Below are 15,033 nucleotides of genomic sequence, written 5' to 3'. Positions count from 1 at the left end.
ACTTTAACGCTTAAAAGTCAAGAAGAATTAACGTGAAAATATGTTGAGTAAACAGATCCGGAAAACAAAATAAAGCATGAAATGAAATGCAGGCACAGGAAAAAACATACAGTCATATCATATTGTGAATGAAATTCTTAAGGAGAAAGAACATGGCATATAAAATCGTTCTGGATGCCGGACATGGTGGAGAAGATCCGGGTGCTGTTTATAAAGATCGCAAGGAAAAGGATGACAATTTGAAACTGACCCTTGCAGTAGGAAAGATCCTGGAAGAGAATGGCGTAGATGTGGTTTATACCAGGACTACAGATGTTTATCAGACTCCTTTTGAAAAAGCGAAAGCTGCAAATGAAGCTGGAGCAGATTTTTTTATTTCTTTTCATCGCAACAGCAGTTCCAAGCCGGAACAATACAATGGAGTTGAAGTACTGGTCTATGATAAGAAAGGCATTAAATATCAGATGGCACAGAATATCCTGGGAGCATTGGGAGAACTGGGGTTTCGGGAACTGGGCGTAAAAGAACGTCCGGGGCTGGTAGTGCTCCGGCGCACAAAAATGCCGGCACTTTTGATCGAGACCGGATTTATAAACTCGGAAAAGGATAATCAGCTTTTTGAAAAAAAATTCGAAGAGATTGCCAGAAGCATCGCAGATGCCATTCTGGGAACATTGAATGAGGAAACGGTGGAAGAGCCATTGTATTATCGGGTACAGACAGGAGCATTTCGAAATCGGGAAAATGCAGACAGGATGTTGTATCAGCTGACAGATCAGGGATTTCCGGCGTTTATCCTGAGAGAGAATGATCTTTACAAAGTTCAGGTAGGAGCATATATGCAGCTAGGAAATGCGGTCAATATGGAACAAAGGCTGAGGGACAGTGGATATAGCACAGTGATCGTTACAAAATAGAAAACAGATGATCTGTTAGTGCATCTGCCACGAAAGAGTGATATGATTAGGCAATACAGAAAGCTGGATAAGGGATACCTGTCAGATAAATATCTTTTGATCCGGGATTTAGCTGCAGATGGTAAAGAAAGGACATAGAAAATAATGTACGAAGAGTTTCTGAAACAGATAGAAGATTTCATGTTTATAGAAGATAAGCCGGAAAAAGCGGATGTGATCTTTGTTCCGGGAAACGGATATCCTCAAATGGCGGAAAAAGCAGCGGAGCTTTACAGGAATGGGTTTGCACCAAAGATCCTGCCCAGTGGAAGATACAGTATCACAGCAGGGAGATTTACAGGAGTTCTTGACAAGAAAGAATGTTATTGTGGGACATACAAAACGGAATGGGATTTTTTGAAAGATGTTCTGATGCAGAATGGTGTACCGGAAGAAGCGATTCTGAAAGAAGATCAGGCAACCTACACTTATGAGAACGCAATTTATTCCCGGCAGGTAACAGACAGAGAATACCTGGATATCAAAAAGGCGATTCTCTGCTGTAAAACCTGTCATGCAAGACGTGCGTTGATGTATTACAAGTTGCTTTATCCGGATACGGAATTCTTTGTGAGTTCGTGTTGTGTGGATTCTATAGATAAAAATACGTGGATTATGACAAATGATGGAATTGATGAGGTAATGGGGGAAATAACTAGAATAATTAAACAATTTTCATTGATGCTCAAAAAAAATTAATTTAGGGGTGTCGTAAAAAAAAGAATTGTGTTATAATGCATTTGACGAAAAAAAGAAATATCTGTTACGAAAGATTAACAAGATATTAATTTTTGGAGAAATATTGGTTCGAGCGCATGTTACATGCGTTCGATATTTTATATAACTGAATTTTTTGATAAAAGGCAAATATGAATCTTAGATTTTGAATATAGAGGTGCAGATTATTATGAAAAAGAACACAAAGGTTACATTTAGCAGAAGCTTTTCAATACTGGCAGCAGCGGCATTGTCCATGACACTGATCGGAGGACAGACCTTTCCGGCATATGCGGAGAACTCTTCAGGTATAGAATCCGGTGCTGTGATCCCGGATAATATAACTATTGACAGCCCTACAGCTCTTGCTAACATTGCGCTCCCATCTAATGCGTATGGAACTCTTTCCTGGGCAGATAGTTCTTATGTTCCGGACAAACGTGTGCAATCCTGTGGGGTAGTGTTCAAACCTGCTGCAGGTGCTGACCTTTCAGGCCTTCCGGGGTGGGACAGTAATTCAGGAACACTTACAGGTTCCGTGACAGTTGTGGTCAGCAGCATTGACAGTACAGAGGAAAATTCCGGAAGTGAGGAAAGCTCCGATTCTTCTGATTCAGATTCAGGAGAATCCTATGGAACCGATGATAAAGAGGAAAATGGAACCGACGTTAATGAGAATGATGCAGATACTTCTGTAAAAGAAACAGAGGACAGCACTGCAGAGAATGAGGAGAAGAACGAAGGTCTGCAGGATGACAGTGCCCAGGAAAATAAAGAAGATCCGGAGACAACAGGAAAAACGGAGCAGTCTTCTTCAGATTCTTCAGATACAACAGATGCAGCAGATGCCAGTGGAGAGGAAAAAAGGGATCCGGAGATAACAGCTGCACCATCTGAGGATAATAAAACTCAGGATGGGGAAGAAGCAGAAGCTGTGGAAACTCCTGCTGTAACGATAACTCCGGCGGCAGAAGATGGTATGGATCCCGATGCAGCATCTGAGAATAGAGACGATGAGAATCATGAAAAAAATAACGATGCTGAAATTACCGCGATCCCGGAAATTACGGAGACTCCTGATACTGAAGAAAACAAGGATAATATTTTTGACAGGAAAGATGATACAGAGGATAAACGCCCTCAGAATGCAGCTACCGATCTGACAGAAACAGAAAAAGAGAAAATTGCGTCTCAAAATCATACCTGTGATGGAATAACTGTATCAGGAATCGATCTTCCGTGGTATGTACAGTTTCGTGTTTCTGGTGGTGAGGACTATCAGTTTACCAATGAAGAAGATGCAACAATCTTTAAATCCTATGAGTTTGAACTCTGGGATACACAGAATAATACAGAGTATAAAATTCCGGATGGGGAGTATATCAGTGTGACTGTACCTGTAAAGGCAGGCTATACATATTCGATTGAACACCTTCTTGATAATGGCGCAATGGAGACCATCATTCCAAGCATGGATGGTGCCACAATGACTTTCAGTACACATTCATTCAGCCCATTTGGCATCGCTGGAAGTAAATCTCTGGTAGGGCCAGATGCTGAAAGCAATACCGGTGCAACGGTTACACCTGCAGCTGATGCTTCATCTTCGGATACTGCATCTTCAGGTACTGCAGATTCTGCAGAAACAGACAGTACAGACACCAATACGGCAGAGACATCTCAGAATCTGACTTCAGATAGCACAGATCAGGAACAGTCTTCTTCTCAGAACAGTGATACGGCGGAGAAGGAGGCTGAAGAACAGTCTTCTGCAACAACATCCAAGAAACAGGTAAATACCGGAGATAACACTCAGATCCTTCCGTTTGTGATCTTGTTTGTGGTAGCGGCAGTTGTAGCTGGTGTAGCAGTGTTTTTTAAGAAAAGAAAGAAGTAAAGAATAAGAATAAGAGAAAAAGCTCTCCCATATAATGACTGTGGGAGGGCTTTTTTATGAAGGGAAAAGCAATATTACGATCATTGCTGCTAGCCTATGGAGTGACAGGACTTTTTCTTCTGATACTGGCGTTTCTGCTCTTTCAGTTTGAATTCGGAGGAGGGACGGCGGCGGTGGGGATCATTATTATTTATGTAGTATCCTGCCTGGTCGGAGGTTTTATGGCGGGAAAGATCATACGGAAAGACCGATATATATGGGGGATCGTTACCGGGCTTTCCTATTATGTTCTGCTGCTTCTGGTATCTTTTCTGGCACAGGGGAAATGGGATATGACCTTTGCCCATGCGTTGACTACTTTTTTCATGTGTCTTGGTGGCGGAGCCATTGGTGGGATGCTGTCGTAAAAGCTTACAAAAAAATGCTTTGAAAATCGATGATTTTATGCTATACTAGGCGAAGAATAGAATACATAAAGGAGGATATATCATGGAACATATCAAGACATTAAATACAAAGAACCTTCAGAACACGGTTAAGAAGGGTGGATGTGGCGAATGTCAGACATCCTGTCAGTCTGCTTGCAAGACTTCCTGTACAGTAGGAAACCAGAGCTGCGAGCATAAATAAGAAGCAGCCGTTGAATGAGTGGAAAGCAGCGGGAGATCCGCTGCTTCACTTGTTTTATTTGAAAGTAACAGGTATCCAGCAAAACGCGCCGGAGGGCGCGTTTTGTCGGGTTATAAAAGAATTTTAGAAAGGATTGCGGGAAGATGAGTTTAATTCACCGTTATCAAAGTAATGGATATAATATTGTGCTGGATATCAACAGCGGCTGTATCCACCTAGTAGATGAAGTAACCTATGAGGTGCTGCCGTATCTTGAAGAAGGCATGGAAGCGGCTGCCATTGCTGAGAAGCTTGGCGACCGTTTTAAGAAAGAGGATGTAGAAACCTCTGTAACTGAATGTAAGAAGCTTCAGGAACAGGGAATGCTTTTTACAAAAGATATTTATGAGAATATCATTGATGAATTTACCAAAAACCGCCAGACCGTTGTAAAGGCTCTTTGCCTTCATATTGCTCATGACTGTAATCTGGCATGCAGATATTGTTTTGCAGAAGAAGGAGAGTATCACGGAAGACGTGCGCTGATGTCTTTTGAGGTAGGAAAAAAAGCGTTGGATTTCCTGATCGCTAATTCCGGCTCCAGAAAGAATCTGGAAGTGGATTTCTTTGGCGGCGAGCCTCTTATGAATTGGCAGGTTGTAAAGGATCTTGTGAAATACGGAAGAGAACAGGAGAAACTTCATAACAAAAAATTCCGCTTCACGCTGACAACCAACGGCGTTCTTTTAAATGATGAGGTGATGGAATTCTGCAATAAGGAAATGGGAAATGTTGTCTTAAGCGTGGACGGTAGAAAAGAAGTTCATGACTACATGCGCCCGTTCCGTAAGGGTGCAGGAAGCTATGATCTGATCATGCCGAAATTTGAGAAATTTGCGGAATCCAGAAATCAGGACAAGTATTATGTAAGAGGAACCTTTACTCATCATAATCTTGATTTCTCTCAGGATGTTCTGCATCTGGCAGATCTTGGCTTCAAGCAGATTTCTGTTGAGCCGGTCGTGGCAGCAGATACAGAAGAGTATGCGATCCGTGAGGAGGATATCCCACAGATCCTGGAACAGTATGATATTCTTGCAAAAGAAATGATCAAAAGAGAAAAAGAGGGAAAAGGATTCAACTTCTTCCACTTTATGATAGACCTTACCGGTGGTCCGTGTGTATACAAACGACTTTCCGGATGCGGCTCAGGAACCGAGTACCTGGCTGTTACTCCGTGGGGGGATTTTTATCCATGTCACCAGTTTGTGGGTGAGGAACAGTACCTTATGGGTAATGTAGACGAGGGAATCACAAAGCCTGAAATCGTAAAAGACTTTGGAAGATGTAACGTCTATACGAAACCGGACTGTAAAGACTGTTTTGCCAGATTCTACTGCAGCGGCGGCTGTGCGGCAAATGGTTACCATTTCGGCGGAGATATCCGGGGGAATTATAAGATCGGATGCGAACTCCAGAGGAAGCGTGTGGAGTGCGCTATCATGATAAAAGCCGCTTTGGCGGAATAAGAGAGGAAAAAGAAAATGAAGAAAAGTAGAGGAATTGCAGTGCTGCTTCTGACAGCAATTGTCACAGTATTCTTCTGCTATGTGGCTGCGGTAGGCATTGGTCCTACAGGAACAGGTTCGGCTAAGAATATCAACACCGGACTTGATCTTGCCGGCGGTGTCAGCATCACATACCAGGCTAAGGACAGCAATCCGAGCAAGGAAGACATGTCCGATACTGTTTACAAGATGCAGCAGCGTGTTTCTCAGTACAGTACTGAGGCACAGGCATATCAGGAAGGTTCCAACCGTATCACCATTGAGATTCCAGGAGTATCAGATGCAAATGCGATCCTGGAAGAACTTGGAAAGCCAGGTTCTCTGTATTTTATCGATCAGACAGATGCAGATGGAAACCAGAATTTTACAACAGGAAACAGTGAGAGTGGATATGTTCTTGCAAGAAGTATTGAGGATATCCAGAAAGCCGGATCTGTTGTACTGGAAGGTACAGACGTTGCAGATGCTGAGGGAGGTGCTTATCAGGATTCATCCACAAGCTCCCAGAAATATGCAGTCAGTCTGACTCTTACAAAGAATGGAAAAACCAAATTTGCGGAAGCTACCAAGGCAAATGTTGGAAAGCAGATCGCAATCGTATATGACAATCAGGTTTTAAGCGCTCCGAATGTAAATGAGGAGATTTCCGGCGGAAAAGCTCAGATCACCGGAATGGCAAGTACAGAAGAGGCACAGAATCTTGCTTCTTACATAAGAATCGGTTCCTTAAGTCTTGAGCTTACCGAGCTTCGTTCCAGCGTAGTTGCTGCACAGCTTGGTGAAGAAGCCATCGCAACAAGTGTAAAAGCCGGAGCGATCGGTCTTGTGATCGTTATGCTGATCATGATCATCGCATACCGTATCCCAGGTCTGGTTGCATCTGTTGCACTGGTTCTTTATACAACCTTAATGCTGATCACACTGAATGCCTTTGATATCACCCTTACGCTTCCGGGTATTGCAGGTATCATCCTGGGCATTGGTATGGCAGTGGATGCCAATGTTATCATCTACGCCAGAATCCGTGAGGAGATCGCGGCAGGCCTTTCTGTCCATGCAGCGATCAAAAGTGGATTCGGCAAAGCGTTTTCCGCTATTTTTGATGGAAACATCACAACACTGATCGCGGCTTGTGTGCTGATGTGGCTTGGCTCCGGTTCTGTTAAGGGGTTTGCCTACACGCTGGCAATGGGTATCGTGATCTCCATGTTTACAGCACTGGTTATATCCAGGCTTGTTATTAATGCGGTATACGCAATTGGTGTTCGTGACCCGAAATTCTATGGCATTGCCAAGGAACGTAAGGTTGTGGATTTCGTTGGAAAGAGAAAAATCTTCTTTGCTGTTTCCATTATCCTGATCCTTTGCGGACCTGTAGGAATGCTGGTCCACAGTAATGTGATCGGTGACAAAGCCATGAATTACAGTCTGGAGTTTTCCGGCGGTACTTCTACCAATGTAACCTTCAATAAAGAGATGGATATCAAGGAAATCGATTCCGAGGTAACACCGGTTGTTGAGGCAGTGACAGGTGATAAGAATGTACAGCCGACCAAGGTGCAGGGAACCAATCAGGTAGTGATCAAAACACGTTCTCTGGATCTTAAGGAACGAGAAGCACTGAATAAGGCATTGGAGGAAAATTTTGATGTAGATACAAGTCTGATCACATCGGAGAATATTTCCGCTACTGTCAGCAATGAGATGAGAAGAGACGCTATCGTAGCGGTTATCGTAGCTGCGATCTTCATGCTTCTTTACATCTGGTTCCGTTTTAAGGATATCCGCTTTGCAAGCAGTGCAGTACTTGCACTTCTTCATGATGTCCTGGTCGTACTTGCGTTTTATGTTATTTCCAGAACATCTGTGGGAAATACATTTATTGCGTGTATGCTGACGATCGTAGGTTATTCCATCAATGCTACTATTGTCATCTTCGACCGTATCCGTGAGAATATGAGAGGCAGAAAGAAAGTTGAGGATGAGAAACTGAAAGAGATCGTAAATACCAGTGTTACAGAAACTCTGACACGAAGCATTTACACATCCCTGACAACATTTGTAATGGTTGCAATTCTTTATGTAATGGGTGTTTCCTCAATTAAAGAATTTGCAGCACCGCTGATGGTAGGTATCATCGGTGGAGCATATTCTTCTGTATGCATCACTGGTGCTCTGTGGTACACTATGAAAACATTCAGAAAAAATCGTGTTGCAGCACCGGCAGCTGTAGTAGCTTCCGCAAAGATTTCTTCCGAGAAATCTGAGAAAAAGGTAAAACAGCCATCCGGACAGCAGACAGCTCAGCAGCCGAAGAAGAAAAACCGTAAAAGAGTTGCTGAGCGCCTTGCAGCGCAGGAGGCAGCAAAGCAGCAGAATGATGAGGAGAAATCTGAATAAAATTGCTGAATAACAGAAACGTTCCGTACCGGGAAAGAATATTTCCTGGCGGAACGTTTTTTTGTGTGGCATAAAAAACTTGCAGCTATGCAGGAGTATGAGTTACAATACGGTTATTGTGTTGCTTTGAAGAAAGAAAGCGGCAAAGCATCAAGGAGGAAACAACATGGAACGATGGGTTGTTGCTGCAAAACGGGCGGACTTTGCGGCAATTGGAAAAGAGTTCGGAATTGATCCGGTGATCGCCAGACTGATCCGAAACCGGGATGTACAGGACAGGGATGAAATTCGCAGATATCTTTATGGAAAGGTGGACGAACTGGCTTCTCCACATTTGATGAAAGATGTGGATAAGGCAGTGGAGATCCTGCGGAATAAAATAAAGGAAAAAAAACGCATCCGTATTATAGGCGATTATGACATTGATGGGGTAGTATCGACCTTCATTCTGATCAAAGGACTGAAGCGTGCAGGAGCTCTGGCAGATACATATATTCCGGACCGTGTGGCGGACGGATATGGAATCCATGAGCACCTGATCGAAAGAGCAGTGAATGATGGGATTGACGTAATTGTTACCTGTGATAATGGAATTGCGGCGTACAATGAAATCACTATGGCTAAAGAGAAGGGAATGACGGCGATAATAACCGATCATCATGAAATTCCCTATAAAGAAACGGAAGATGGAAGAGAACTGATCCTTCCGCCGGCTGATGCCATTGTAAATCCAAAACAGCCGGACTGTAATTATCCGGAGAAAAGATTGTGCGGAGCAGTTGTTGCGTTGAAGCTGGTGACAGCTCTCTATGAGGCATGCGGGATTCCGGAAAAAGAGCTGGAAGATTTTCTGGAATTAGGAGCCATTGCCACGGTGGGAGACGTGATGGATCTTCAGGGTGAAAACCGCATCCTTGTAAAGGAAGGCCTGAAACGACTTTCCCACACTTCTAACAAAGGTCTCCGTGAACTGATCCGTGCCAATGGCCTGGAGGATGGGACGATCACTGCCTATCATGTAGGGTTTGTGCTGGGACCATGTATCAATGCCAGTGGAAGACTGGATACCGCTGCACGTTCCCTGAAACTGCTCTGTGCGGAGACGGAAGATGAAGCAGCAAAACTTGCCGGTGATCTGACTGCACTGAATCAAAGCAGAAAAGCTCTCACAGAAGAGGGAAAGGAAGCAGCGATCCGTATTGTGGAAGAGACAGAAATTGGACAGGACAGGGTTCTTGTGATCTATTTACCGGACTGTCACGAAAGTCTGGCCGGAATTATTGCGGGACGTATACGAGAAAAGTACAATAAACCGGTCTTTGTCCTGACAAAAGGTGAAACAATGGTGAAAGGCAGCGGACGTTCTATAGAAAGCTATTCCATGTTTGAGGAACTGGTAAAATGCGGAGATCTGATGGAACAGTATGGCGGTCATCCTATGGCGGCAGGATTATCCATTAAAGAAGAAAATGTGGAAGAGTTCCGCAGACGGTTAAACGAAAACTGTACTCTGACAGAAAAGGATCTGGCTCCAAAGATCCTGATCGATGTGCCAATGCCGGTTTCCTATATAAATAAGGAACTTGTGGAAGAGATATCCCTGCTGGAGCCTTTTGGAAAGGGAAATACCAAACCGATTTTTGCACAGAAGGGACTTCGGGTTTTAAGCAGCCGTATTCTTGGCAAAAATAGGAATGTGGCAAAGCTTCAGCTATCAGACAGTACCGGCTGTGTAGTGGAAGCAGTATATTTTGGAGAAGCAGATGAATTTGTTGATAGAATAAAAAAATGTGGAAGTATTGCGGTCACATATTATCCTGAGATCAACCGTTATCAGGGAAGAGAGACCTTACAGATCGTAATCCGAAATTATATTACAGAATAACAGGAGAAGGTATCACTAAAATGCAGATCCTGACAGCGAGTAATTGACTGTAAAACAGGAAAGAAGGCTCTGTACTGGGCAATATGCAGTCCAGGGCCTGTCGTAATTCCGCGAGTTCTGTCGGGTTGCACATTGATTCCCTACAGAAAAAGTGCTATACTATCTAACATCTGATTGACAAATTAAACCATTGGAGGTTATTATGAAAAAAATAGAAGAATATGTAAGAAGTATCCCGGACTTTCCAGAGCCAGGGATTATTTTCCGTGACGTTACCAGCGTCCTTCAGGATGCGGATGGATTACAGCTTGCCATTGATTCTATGCAGAATTGTCTGGAGGGTGAGGAGTTCGATGTGATCACAGGTCTTGAATCCAGAGGCTTTATCTTTGGTATGCCGATCGCATATAATCTTCACAAACCCTTTGTTCTGGTCCGCAAAGCAGGAAAACTTCCATGTGAGACCGTTTCCAGAACCTATGAGCTGGAGTATGGAAGTGCAACTATCGAGATGCATAAGGATTCCATCAAGCCGGGACAGAAGGTTGTTATTGTGGATGACCTGATCGCTACGGGCGGAAGCGTGGAAGCTGCCATCAAGCTTGTGGAGGAGCTTGGCGGCGAGGTTGTCAAGGTGGTTTTCCTTATGGAGCTTGCAGGTCTGAAGGGACGTGAGCGTCTCAAAGGTTATAATGTGGCATCTGTGATCTGTTACGACGGAAAATGATTTTTTGTCGGTGGAAGGGGATGTGAACTGTTGTAGTCATACGGCAGTATGAAATTGTGCACAGGCAGGTGGGATTTAATGGCAGAGACAAAAAATACGGAAAAACAAAACATTGAGATACAGAAGGAAGAAGAAAAAAGAGAGTCTGTCCGGAAGGCAGATGCGGCGGTGAAATCCATGCATGATTTTACAAGCCCTGAGGTTCTTTATCAGGAGCTTATAAAAAGCGTGAAGAAATATCATCCGTCTACAGATATTTCCATGATCGAAAAGGCCTATAAAGTGGCCAGCGAGGCACATAAGGATCAGAAACGTAAATCCGGTGAACCTTATATCATTCATCCTCTCTGTGTTGCAATCATCCTTGCGGATCTTGAGCTGGATAAGGAGACCATAGTGGCAGGTCTTCTTCATGATGCGGTAGAGGATACCTGGATGACGTATGAAGAGGTGGAAAAGGAATTTGGTTCTGAGGTAGCACTTCTGGTAGATGGTGTTACCAAGCTGGGACAGCTGTCCTATTCCAAGGACAAGGTAGAGGTTCAGGCTGAGAATTTAAGAAAGATGTTCCTTGCAATGGCTAAGGATATCCGCGTTATCCTGATCAAGCTTGCGGACCGTCTTCATAATATGCGTACCCTGCAGTATATGAGACCAGAGAAACAGCAGGAGAAAGCAAGAGAAACCATGGATATCTATGCTCCCATCGCGATGCGGCTTGGTATTTCCAAGATCAAGGTGGAACTGGATGATCTTTCTCTTAAGTATCTGAAGCCGGATGTTTACTATGATCTGGTAGAAAAGGTTGCTCTTCGCAAAAGTGCCCGTGAGGAATTTGTTAACTCTATCGTGAAACAGGTAAAGCAGCATATGGAGGATTCCAATATCAGGGCACAGGTGGATGGCCGCGTGAAGCATTTCTTCAGCATCTATAAGAAGATGGTCAATCAGGATAAAACCATTGATCAGATTTATGACCTGTTTGCTGTACGCATCATTGTAGATACTGTGAAGGACTGTTATGCAGCTCTTGGTGTTATCCATGAGATGTACAAGCCGATCCCCGGCAGATTTAAAGATTATATCGCAATGCCGAAGGCCAATATGTATCAGTCTCTGCATACAACGCTTATTGGTCCTAACGGACAGCCTTTCGAAATCCAGATCCGTACATTTGAAATGCATAAAACCGCAGAATACGGTATTGCAGCTCATTGGAAATATAAGGAAACTTCCGATGGTAAGAAACCTGGAAAGAGTGAGGAAGAGAAGCTGAACTGGCTGCGCCAGATCCTGGAGTGGCAGCGCGACATGTCCGATAACCGGGAGTTCATGAGTCTTCTGAAAAATGATCTGGATCTTTTTGCAGACAGTGTTTACTGTTTCACTCCCCAGGGAGATGTAAAAACACTCCCAAACGGTTCTACACCTATTGATTTTGCATACAGCGTGCACAGTGCAGTAGGAAACAAGATGGTAGGTGCCAGGGTCAATGGCAAACTTGTTCCTATTGAATATAAGATCAAAAACGGTGATCGTATTGAGATCATAACATCCCAGAATTCTCAGGGTCCCAGCCGTGACTGGCTGAAGATCGTAAAGAGCACACAGGCTAAGAATAAGATCAACCAGTGGTTTAAGAAAGAACTGAAGGAAGATAATATCCTGAAGGGTAAGGACATGCTGAATCAGTATGCCAAGACCAAGGGCTTTAAACCAGGCATATATACCAAGCCACAGTATATGGAATCGGTAATGCATAAATATGGTTTCCGAGACTGGGATTCTGTATTGGCAGCGATCGGACATGGCGGCCTGAAAGAAGGTCAGGTGTTTAACAAGCTGGTAGAAGCCTATGAGAGGGAGCATAAGAAGAATCTTACAGATGAACAGGTCCTGGAGGCAGCTTCCGAATCACAGGAGAAGCTTCACATTGCCAAGAGTAAGAGTGGCATTGTAGTAAAAGGCATTCATGATGTGGCAGTTCGTTTTTCCAAATGCTGTAGTCCGATCCCGGGAGATGAGATCGTAGGCTTTGTAACAAGAGGAAGAGGGATCACCATTCATCGTACAGACTGTGTGAATGTGCTCAACATGCCTGAGATTGACCGGAAACGTCTCATTGAAGCAGAGTGGCAGATGCCAGACAGAGCGGATTCCGAGAAATACGAAGCGGAGATCCAGGTTTATGCAAATAACCGTACCGGACTTCTGGTGGATATTTCCAAGATCTTTACAGAGAGGAAGATCGATCTTCGTTCTATTAACAGCCGTACCAACAAGCAGGAACGCGCCACGATTTCCATGTCCTTTAATGTATGCAGCAAACAGGAACTGAATTCTCTGATCGAAAAGATCCGTCAGGTTGAAAGTGTTCTTGATGTAGAGCGAACAACGGGCTGACCCGATAAACGGAGGAATTTTTATGAGTAAACTTGAAATGCAGCAGTGTGTGCTGGGCCAGGTGTTTACCAACTGCTATTTTCTGAAAAATAAAGAGACCGGAGAACTGCTGATCGTAGACCCGGGAGACTATGCAGAAAAAGTTTTTCAGAAAGTATCTCTTATGCAGGGAAAACCGGTGGGGATCCTTCTGACACATGGTCATTTTGATCACATCATGGCTGTAAAGGAAGTGAAGGAAAAATATCAGATCCCGGTTTATGCATGCATGCAGGAAGAAGTGATGCTGGCAGAGCCCACGATAAATATGACTGCTGTTTATGGAAGTGCCTGTTCAATTAAGCCGGATGTTCTTCTGGATGACGGGCAGATTTTCGAAGCGGCCGGATTTTCCATCCAGATGTTCCACACACCGGGACATACCAAAGGAAGCTGCTGCTATTATATCAAAGACGAAGGTGTGCTTTTCAGCGGAGATACATTGTTTTGCGGCTCTGTGGGAAGAACCGATTTTCCTGGCGGAAGTTCTGCTGAGATCGTAAGAAGCCTTCACAAGCTTGTGGATACTTTGCCGGAGGATACAGAAGTATTTCCGGGGCATGACGCATCCACAACCATTGGTTATGAAAAGAGGTATAATCCATTTGTATAAGATTGGCATTTTGTTTCAGAACAGAGATTTTGAGCATGATGTGTATGAACTGATCAAAGCGTTTTATCCCGGAAATGAGATCGTTTCTCTTTATGAAGAGGATGATGCGGATTATGATATCCGCTTCCGGGTCTCACGTGATGAAGAAGGTTATACCATCAGTTACAACAACGGAATAGAGAAAAAAACAGCTCATGGGGCTGTGATAGAAGGGCAATCCAGTGGAGAAGCTTCGGATGCCCTTATTTCTTGCAATGATGCCCATGATATCCGCAGAAAAAATAAAGACGCGATCAAATACGCTCTGTATCAGATGCTTTCCAAAGCTACAGGAAAGACACTTCCCTGGGGAAATCTTACAGGCATTCGTCCTGTGAAAATGGCTATGGGAATGCTGGAGTCCGGAATGAAAAATACGGAGATCGCCAGATATATGAGAGATCAGTATCTGGTAAGTCCGGAGAAAACAGCTCTTGCAGTTACTATCGCAAATCGTGAGCGGGATATCCTGAAAAATATTGATTATGAAAACGGCTACAGCCTTTATGTTGGCATTCCTTTCTGTCCGAGTATCTGTCTGTACTGTTCATTCAGTTCCTATCCCCTGGAGAGATGGCGTAAATATGTGGAGGCGTATCTGGATGCGCTGGTAAAGGAAATCCGGGCTGTTTCCGGGATGATGAAAAACCGGAAGCTGGATACGGTCTATATCGGTGGGGGAACACCTACCACACTGGAGCCGGATCAGCTTCGGAGACTTCTTGGCGCGATCACGGAATATTTTCCCTGTGAGGAGCTGGAAGAATTTACGGTTGAGGCAGGAAGACCGGACAGTATAACCTTGGAAAAGCTTCAGGCGATCCGGGAGTTTCCGGTTACCAGGATTTCTGTAAATCCACAGACCATGAATCAGGAAACCCTGGATATCATTGGCAGACGTCATACAGTAGAACAGACAAAGAATGCGTTTCATCTGGCAAGAAAAGCCGGATTCGACAATATCAATATGGATCTGATCGTGGGTCTTCCCGGCGAAGATATCACAAAAGTGCAGCATACACTGGACGAGGTAAAAGCTCTCGGGCCGGACAGCCTGACCGTACATTCTCTTGCTGTGAAGCGTGCGGCAAGACTGAATATTTTCCGTGATAAATACCAGGAGATGACCTTTGAAAACAATCAGGAGATCATGGATCTGACTATGAAAACGGCCTACGAG

At 44.0% G+C, this 15,033-nt stretch carries 12 protein-coding genes; all 12 read left to right on the top strand.

Translation table 11 applies throughout. The features are described from left to right. Nucleotides 1–152: 152 nt before the first annotated feature. Nucleotides 153–917 carry an N-acetylmuramoyl-L-alanine amidase gene (locus EAI83_RS09965; RefSeq protein ID WP_110102449.1) on the top strand — a complete coding sequence of 255 codons (765 nt, stop codon included), beginning with the start codon at nucleotides 153–155 and terminating at the stop codon, nucleotides 915–917. Nucleotides 918–1,061: 144 nt separating this feature from the next. Next, the gene (locus tag EAI83_RS09960; RefSeq protein WP_021650371.1) at nucleotides 1,062–1,655 is read left to right on the top strand and encodes a YdcF family protein; all 594 of its coding nucleotides are present in this window, start codon (nucleotides 1,062–1,064) and stop codon (nucleotides 1,653–1,655) included. A gap of 208 nt (nucleotides 1,656–1,863) precedes the next feature. Then, the gene (locus EAI83_RS09955) at nucleotides 1,864–3,570 is read left to right on the top strand and encodes a hypothetical protein (RefSeq protein ID WP_129975277.1); all 1,707 of its coding nucleotides are present in this window, start codon (nucleotides 1,864–1,866) and stop codon (nucleotides 3,568–3,570) included. A 56-nt stretch (nucleotides 3,571–3,626) separates the two neighbouring features. Then, nucleotides 3,627–3,977 carry a TIGR04086 family membrane protein gene (locus EAI83_RS09950; protein ID WP_021650373.1) on the top strand — a complete coding sequence of 117 codons (351 nt, stop codon included), beginning with the start codon at nucleotides 3,627–3,629 and terminating at the stop codon, nucleotides 3,975–3,977. A gap of 82 nt (nucleotides 3,978–4,059) precedes the next feature. Continuing rightward, nucleotides 4,060–4,200 (top strand): six-cysteine ranthipeptide SCIFF, encoded by a 141-nt coding sequence (gene scfA / locus EAI83_RS09945; protein ID WP_015524633.1) that lies wholly within the window; start codon nucleotides 4,060–4,062, stop codon nucleotides 4,198–4,200. A gap of 143 nt (nucleotides 4,201–4,343) precedes the next feature. Further along, on the top strand, nucleotides 4,344–5,708 hold the full coding sequence (gene scfB / locus EAI83_RS09940) for a thioether cross-link-forming SCIFF peptide maturase (protein ID WP_129975275.1): 1,365 nt from the start codon (nucleotides 4,344–4,346) through the stop codon (nucleotides 5,706–5,708). A gap of 15 nt (nucleotides 5,709–5,723) precedes the next feature. Beyond that, nucleotides 5,724–8,147, top strand: a complete 2,424-nt coding sequence (gene secD, locus EAI83_RS09935) for a protein translocase subunit SecD (protein WP_129975272.1) — start codon at nucleotides 5,724–5,726, stop codon at nucleotides 8,145–8,147. Nucleotides 8,148–8,313: 166 nt separating this feature from the next. Continuing rightward, entirely contained in the window at nucleotides 8,314–10,032 is a 1,719-nt protein-coding gene (gene recJ / locus EAI83_RS09930; protein WP_129975270.1) for a single-stranded-DNA-specific exonuclease RecJ, read from the top strand. Nucleotides 10,033–10,234: 202 nt separating this feature from the next. Next, nucleotides 10,235–10,759, top strand: a complete 525-nt coding sequence (locus EAI83_RS09925) for an adenine phosphoribosyltransferase (RefSeq protein WP_129975268.1) — start codon at nucleotides 10,235–10,237, stop codon at nucleotides 10,757–10,759. A 78-nt stretch (nucleotides 10,760–10,837) separates the two neighbouring features. Then, a complete protein-coding gene (locus EAI83_RS09920; RefSeq protein WP_129975266.1) occupies nucleotides 10,838–13,162 on the top strand; it encodes a RelA/SpoT family protein in 2,325 nt (774 codons plus the stop codon). Between the two features lie 22 nt (nucleotides 13,163–13,184). Continuing rightward, nucleotides 13,185–13,814: an MBL fold metallo-hydrolase gene (locus EAI83_RS09915; RefSeq protein ID WP_021650380.1), complete on the top strand. Its 630-nt coding sequence runs from the start codon at nucleotides 13,185–13,187 to the stop codon at nucleotides 13,812–13,814. Next, nucleotides 13,807–15,033 (top strand): coproporphyrinogen dehydrogenase HemZ (gene hemZ, locus EAI83_RS09910; RefSeq protein ID WP_330547783.1); only part of this gene is annotated, 1,227 nt, incomplete at its 3' end. The genes EAI83_RS09915 and hemZ, both read left to right, overlap by 8 nt.

The organism is Blautia sp. aa_0143 (genome assembly GCF_004167315.1).
Classification (GTDB): Bacteria; Bacillota; Clostridia; order Lachnospirales; family Lachnospiraceae; genus Blautia_A; species Blautia_A fusiformis.
The sequence above is the reverse complement of the archived record's forward strand: the minus strand, read 5'-3'. Positions and strand labels throughout refer to the sequence as shown.

Coding starts and splice junctions, on each gene's coding strand:
- EAI83_RS09925 (WP_129975268.1), top strand. CDS start 10,235: ATGAAAAAAATAGAAGAATATGTAAGAAGTATCCCGGACTTTCCAGAG.
- EAI83_RS09955 (WP_129975277.1), top strand. CDS start 1,864: ATGAAAAAGAACACAAAGGTTACATTTAGCAGAAGCTTTTCAATACTG.
- EAI83_RS09950 (WP_021650373.1), top strand. CDS start 3,627: ATGAAGGGAAAAGCAATATTACGATCATTGCTGCTAGCCTATGGAGTG.
- EAI83_RS09920 (WP_129975266.1), top strand. CDS start 10,838: ATGGCAGAGACAAAAAATACGGAAAAACAAAACATTGAGATACAGAAG.
- EAI83_RS09915 (WP_021650380.1), top strand. CDS start 13,185: ATGAGTAAACTTGAAATGCAGCAGTGTGTGCTGGGCCAGGTGTTTACC.
- recJ (WP_129975270.1), top strand. CDS start 8,314: ATGGAACGATGGGTTGTTGCTGCAAAACGGGCGGACTTTGCGGCAATT.
- EAI83_RS09960 (WP_021650371.1), top strand. CDS start 1,062: ATGTACGAAGAGTTTCTGAAACAGATAGAAGATTTCATGTTTATAGAA.
- secD (WP_129975272.1), top strand. CDS start 5,724: ATGAAGAAAAGTAGAGGAATTGCAGTGCTGCTTCTGACAGCAATTGTC.
- scfA (WP_015524633.1), top strand. CDS start 4,060: ATGGAACATATCAAGACATTAAATACAAAGAACCTTCAGAACACGGTT.
- EAI83_RS09965 (WP_110102449.1), top strand. CDS start 153: ATGGCATATAAAATCGTTCTGGATGCCGGACATGGTGGAGAAGATCCG.
- scfB (WP_129975275.1), top strand. CDS start 4,344: ATGAGTTTAATTCACCGTTATCAAAGTAATGGATATAATATTGTGCTG.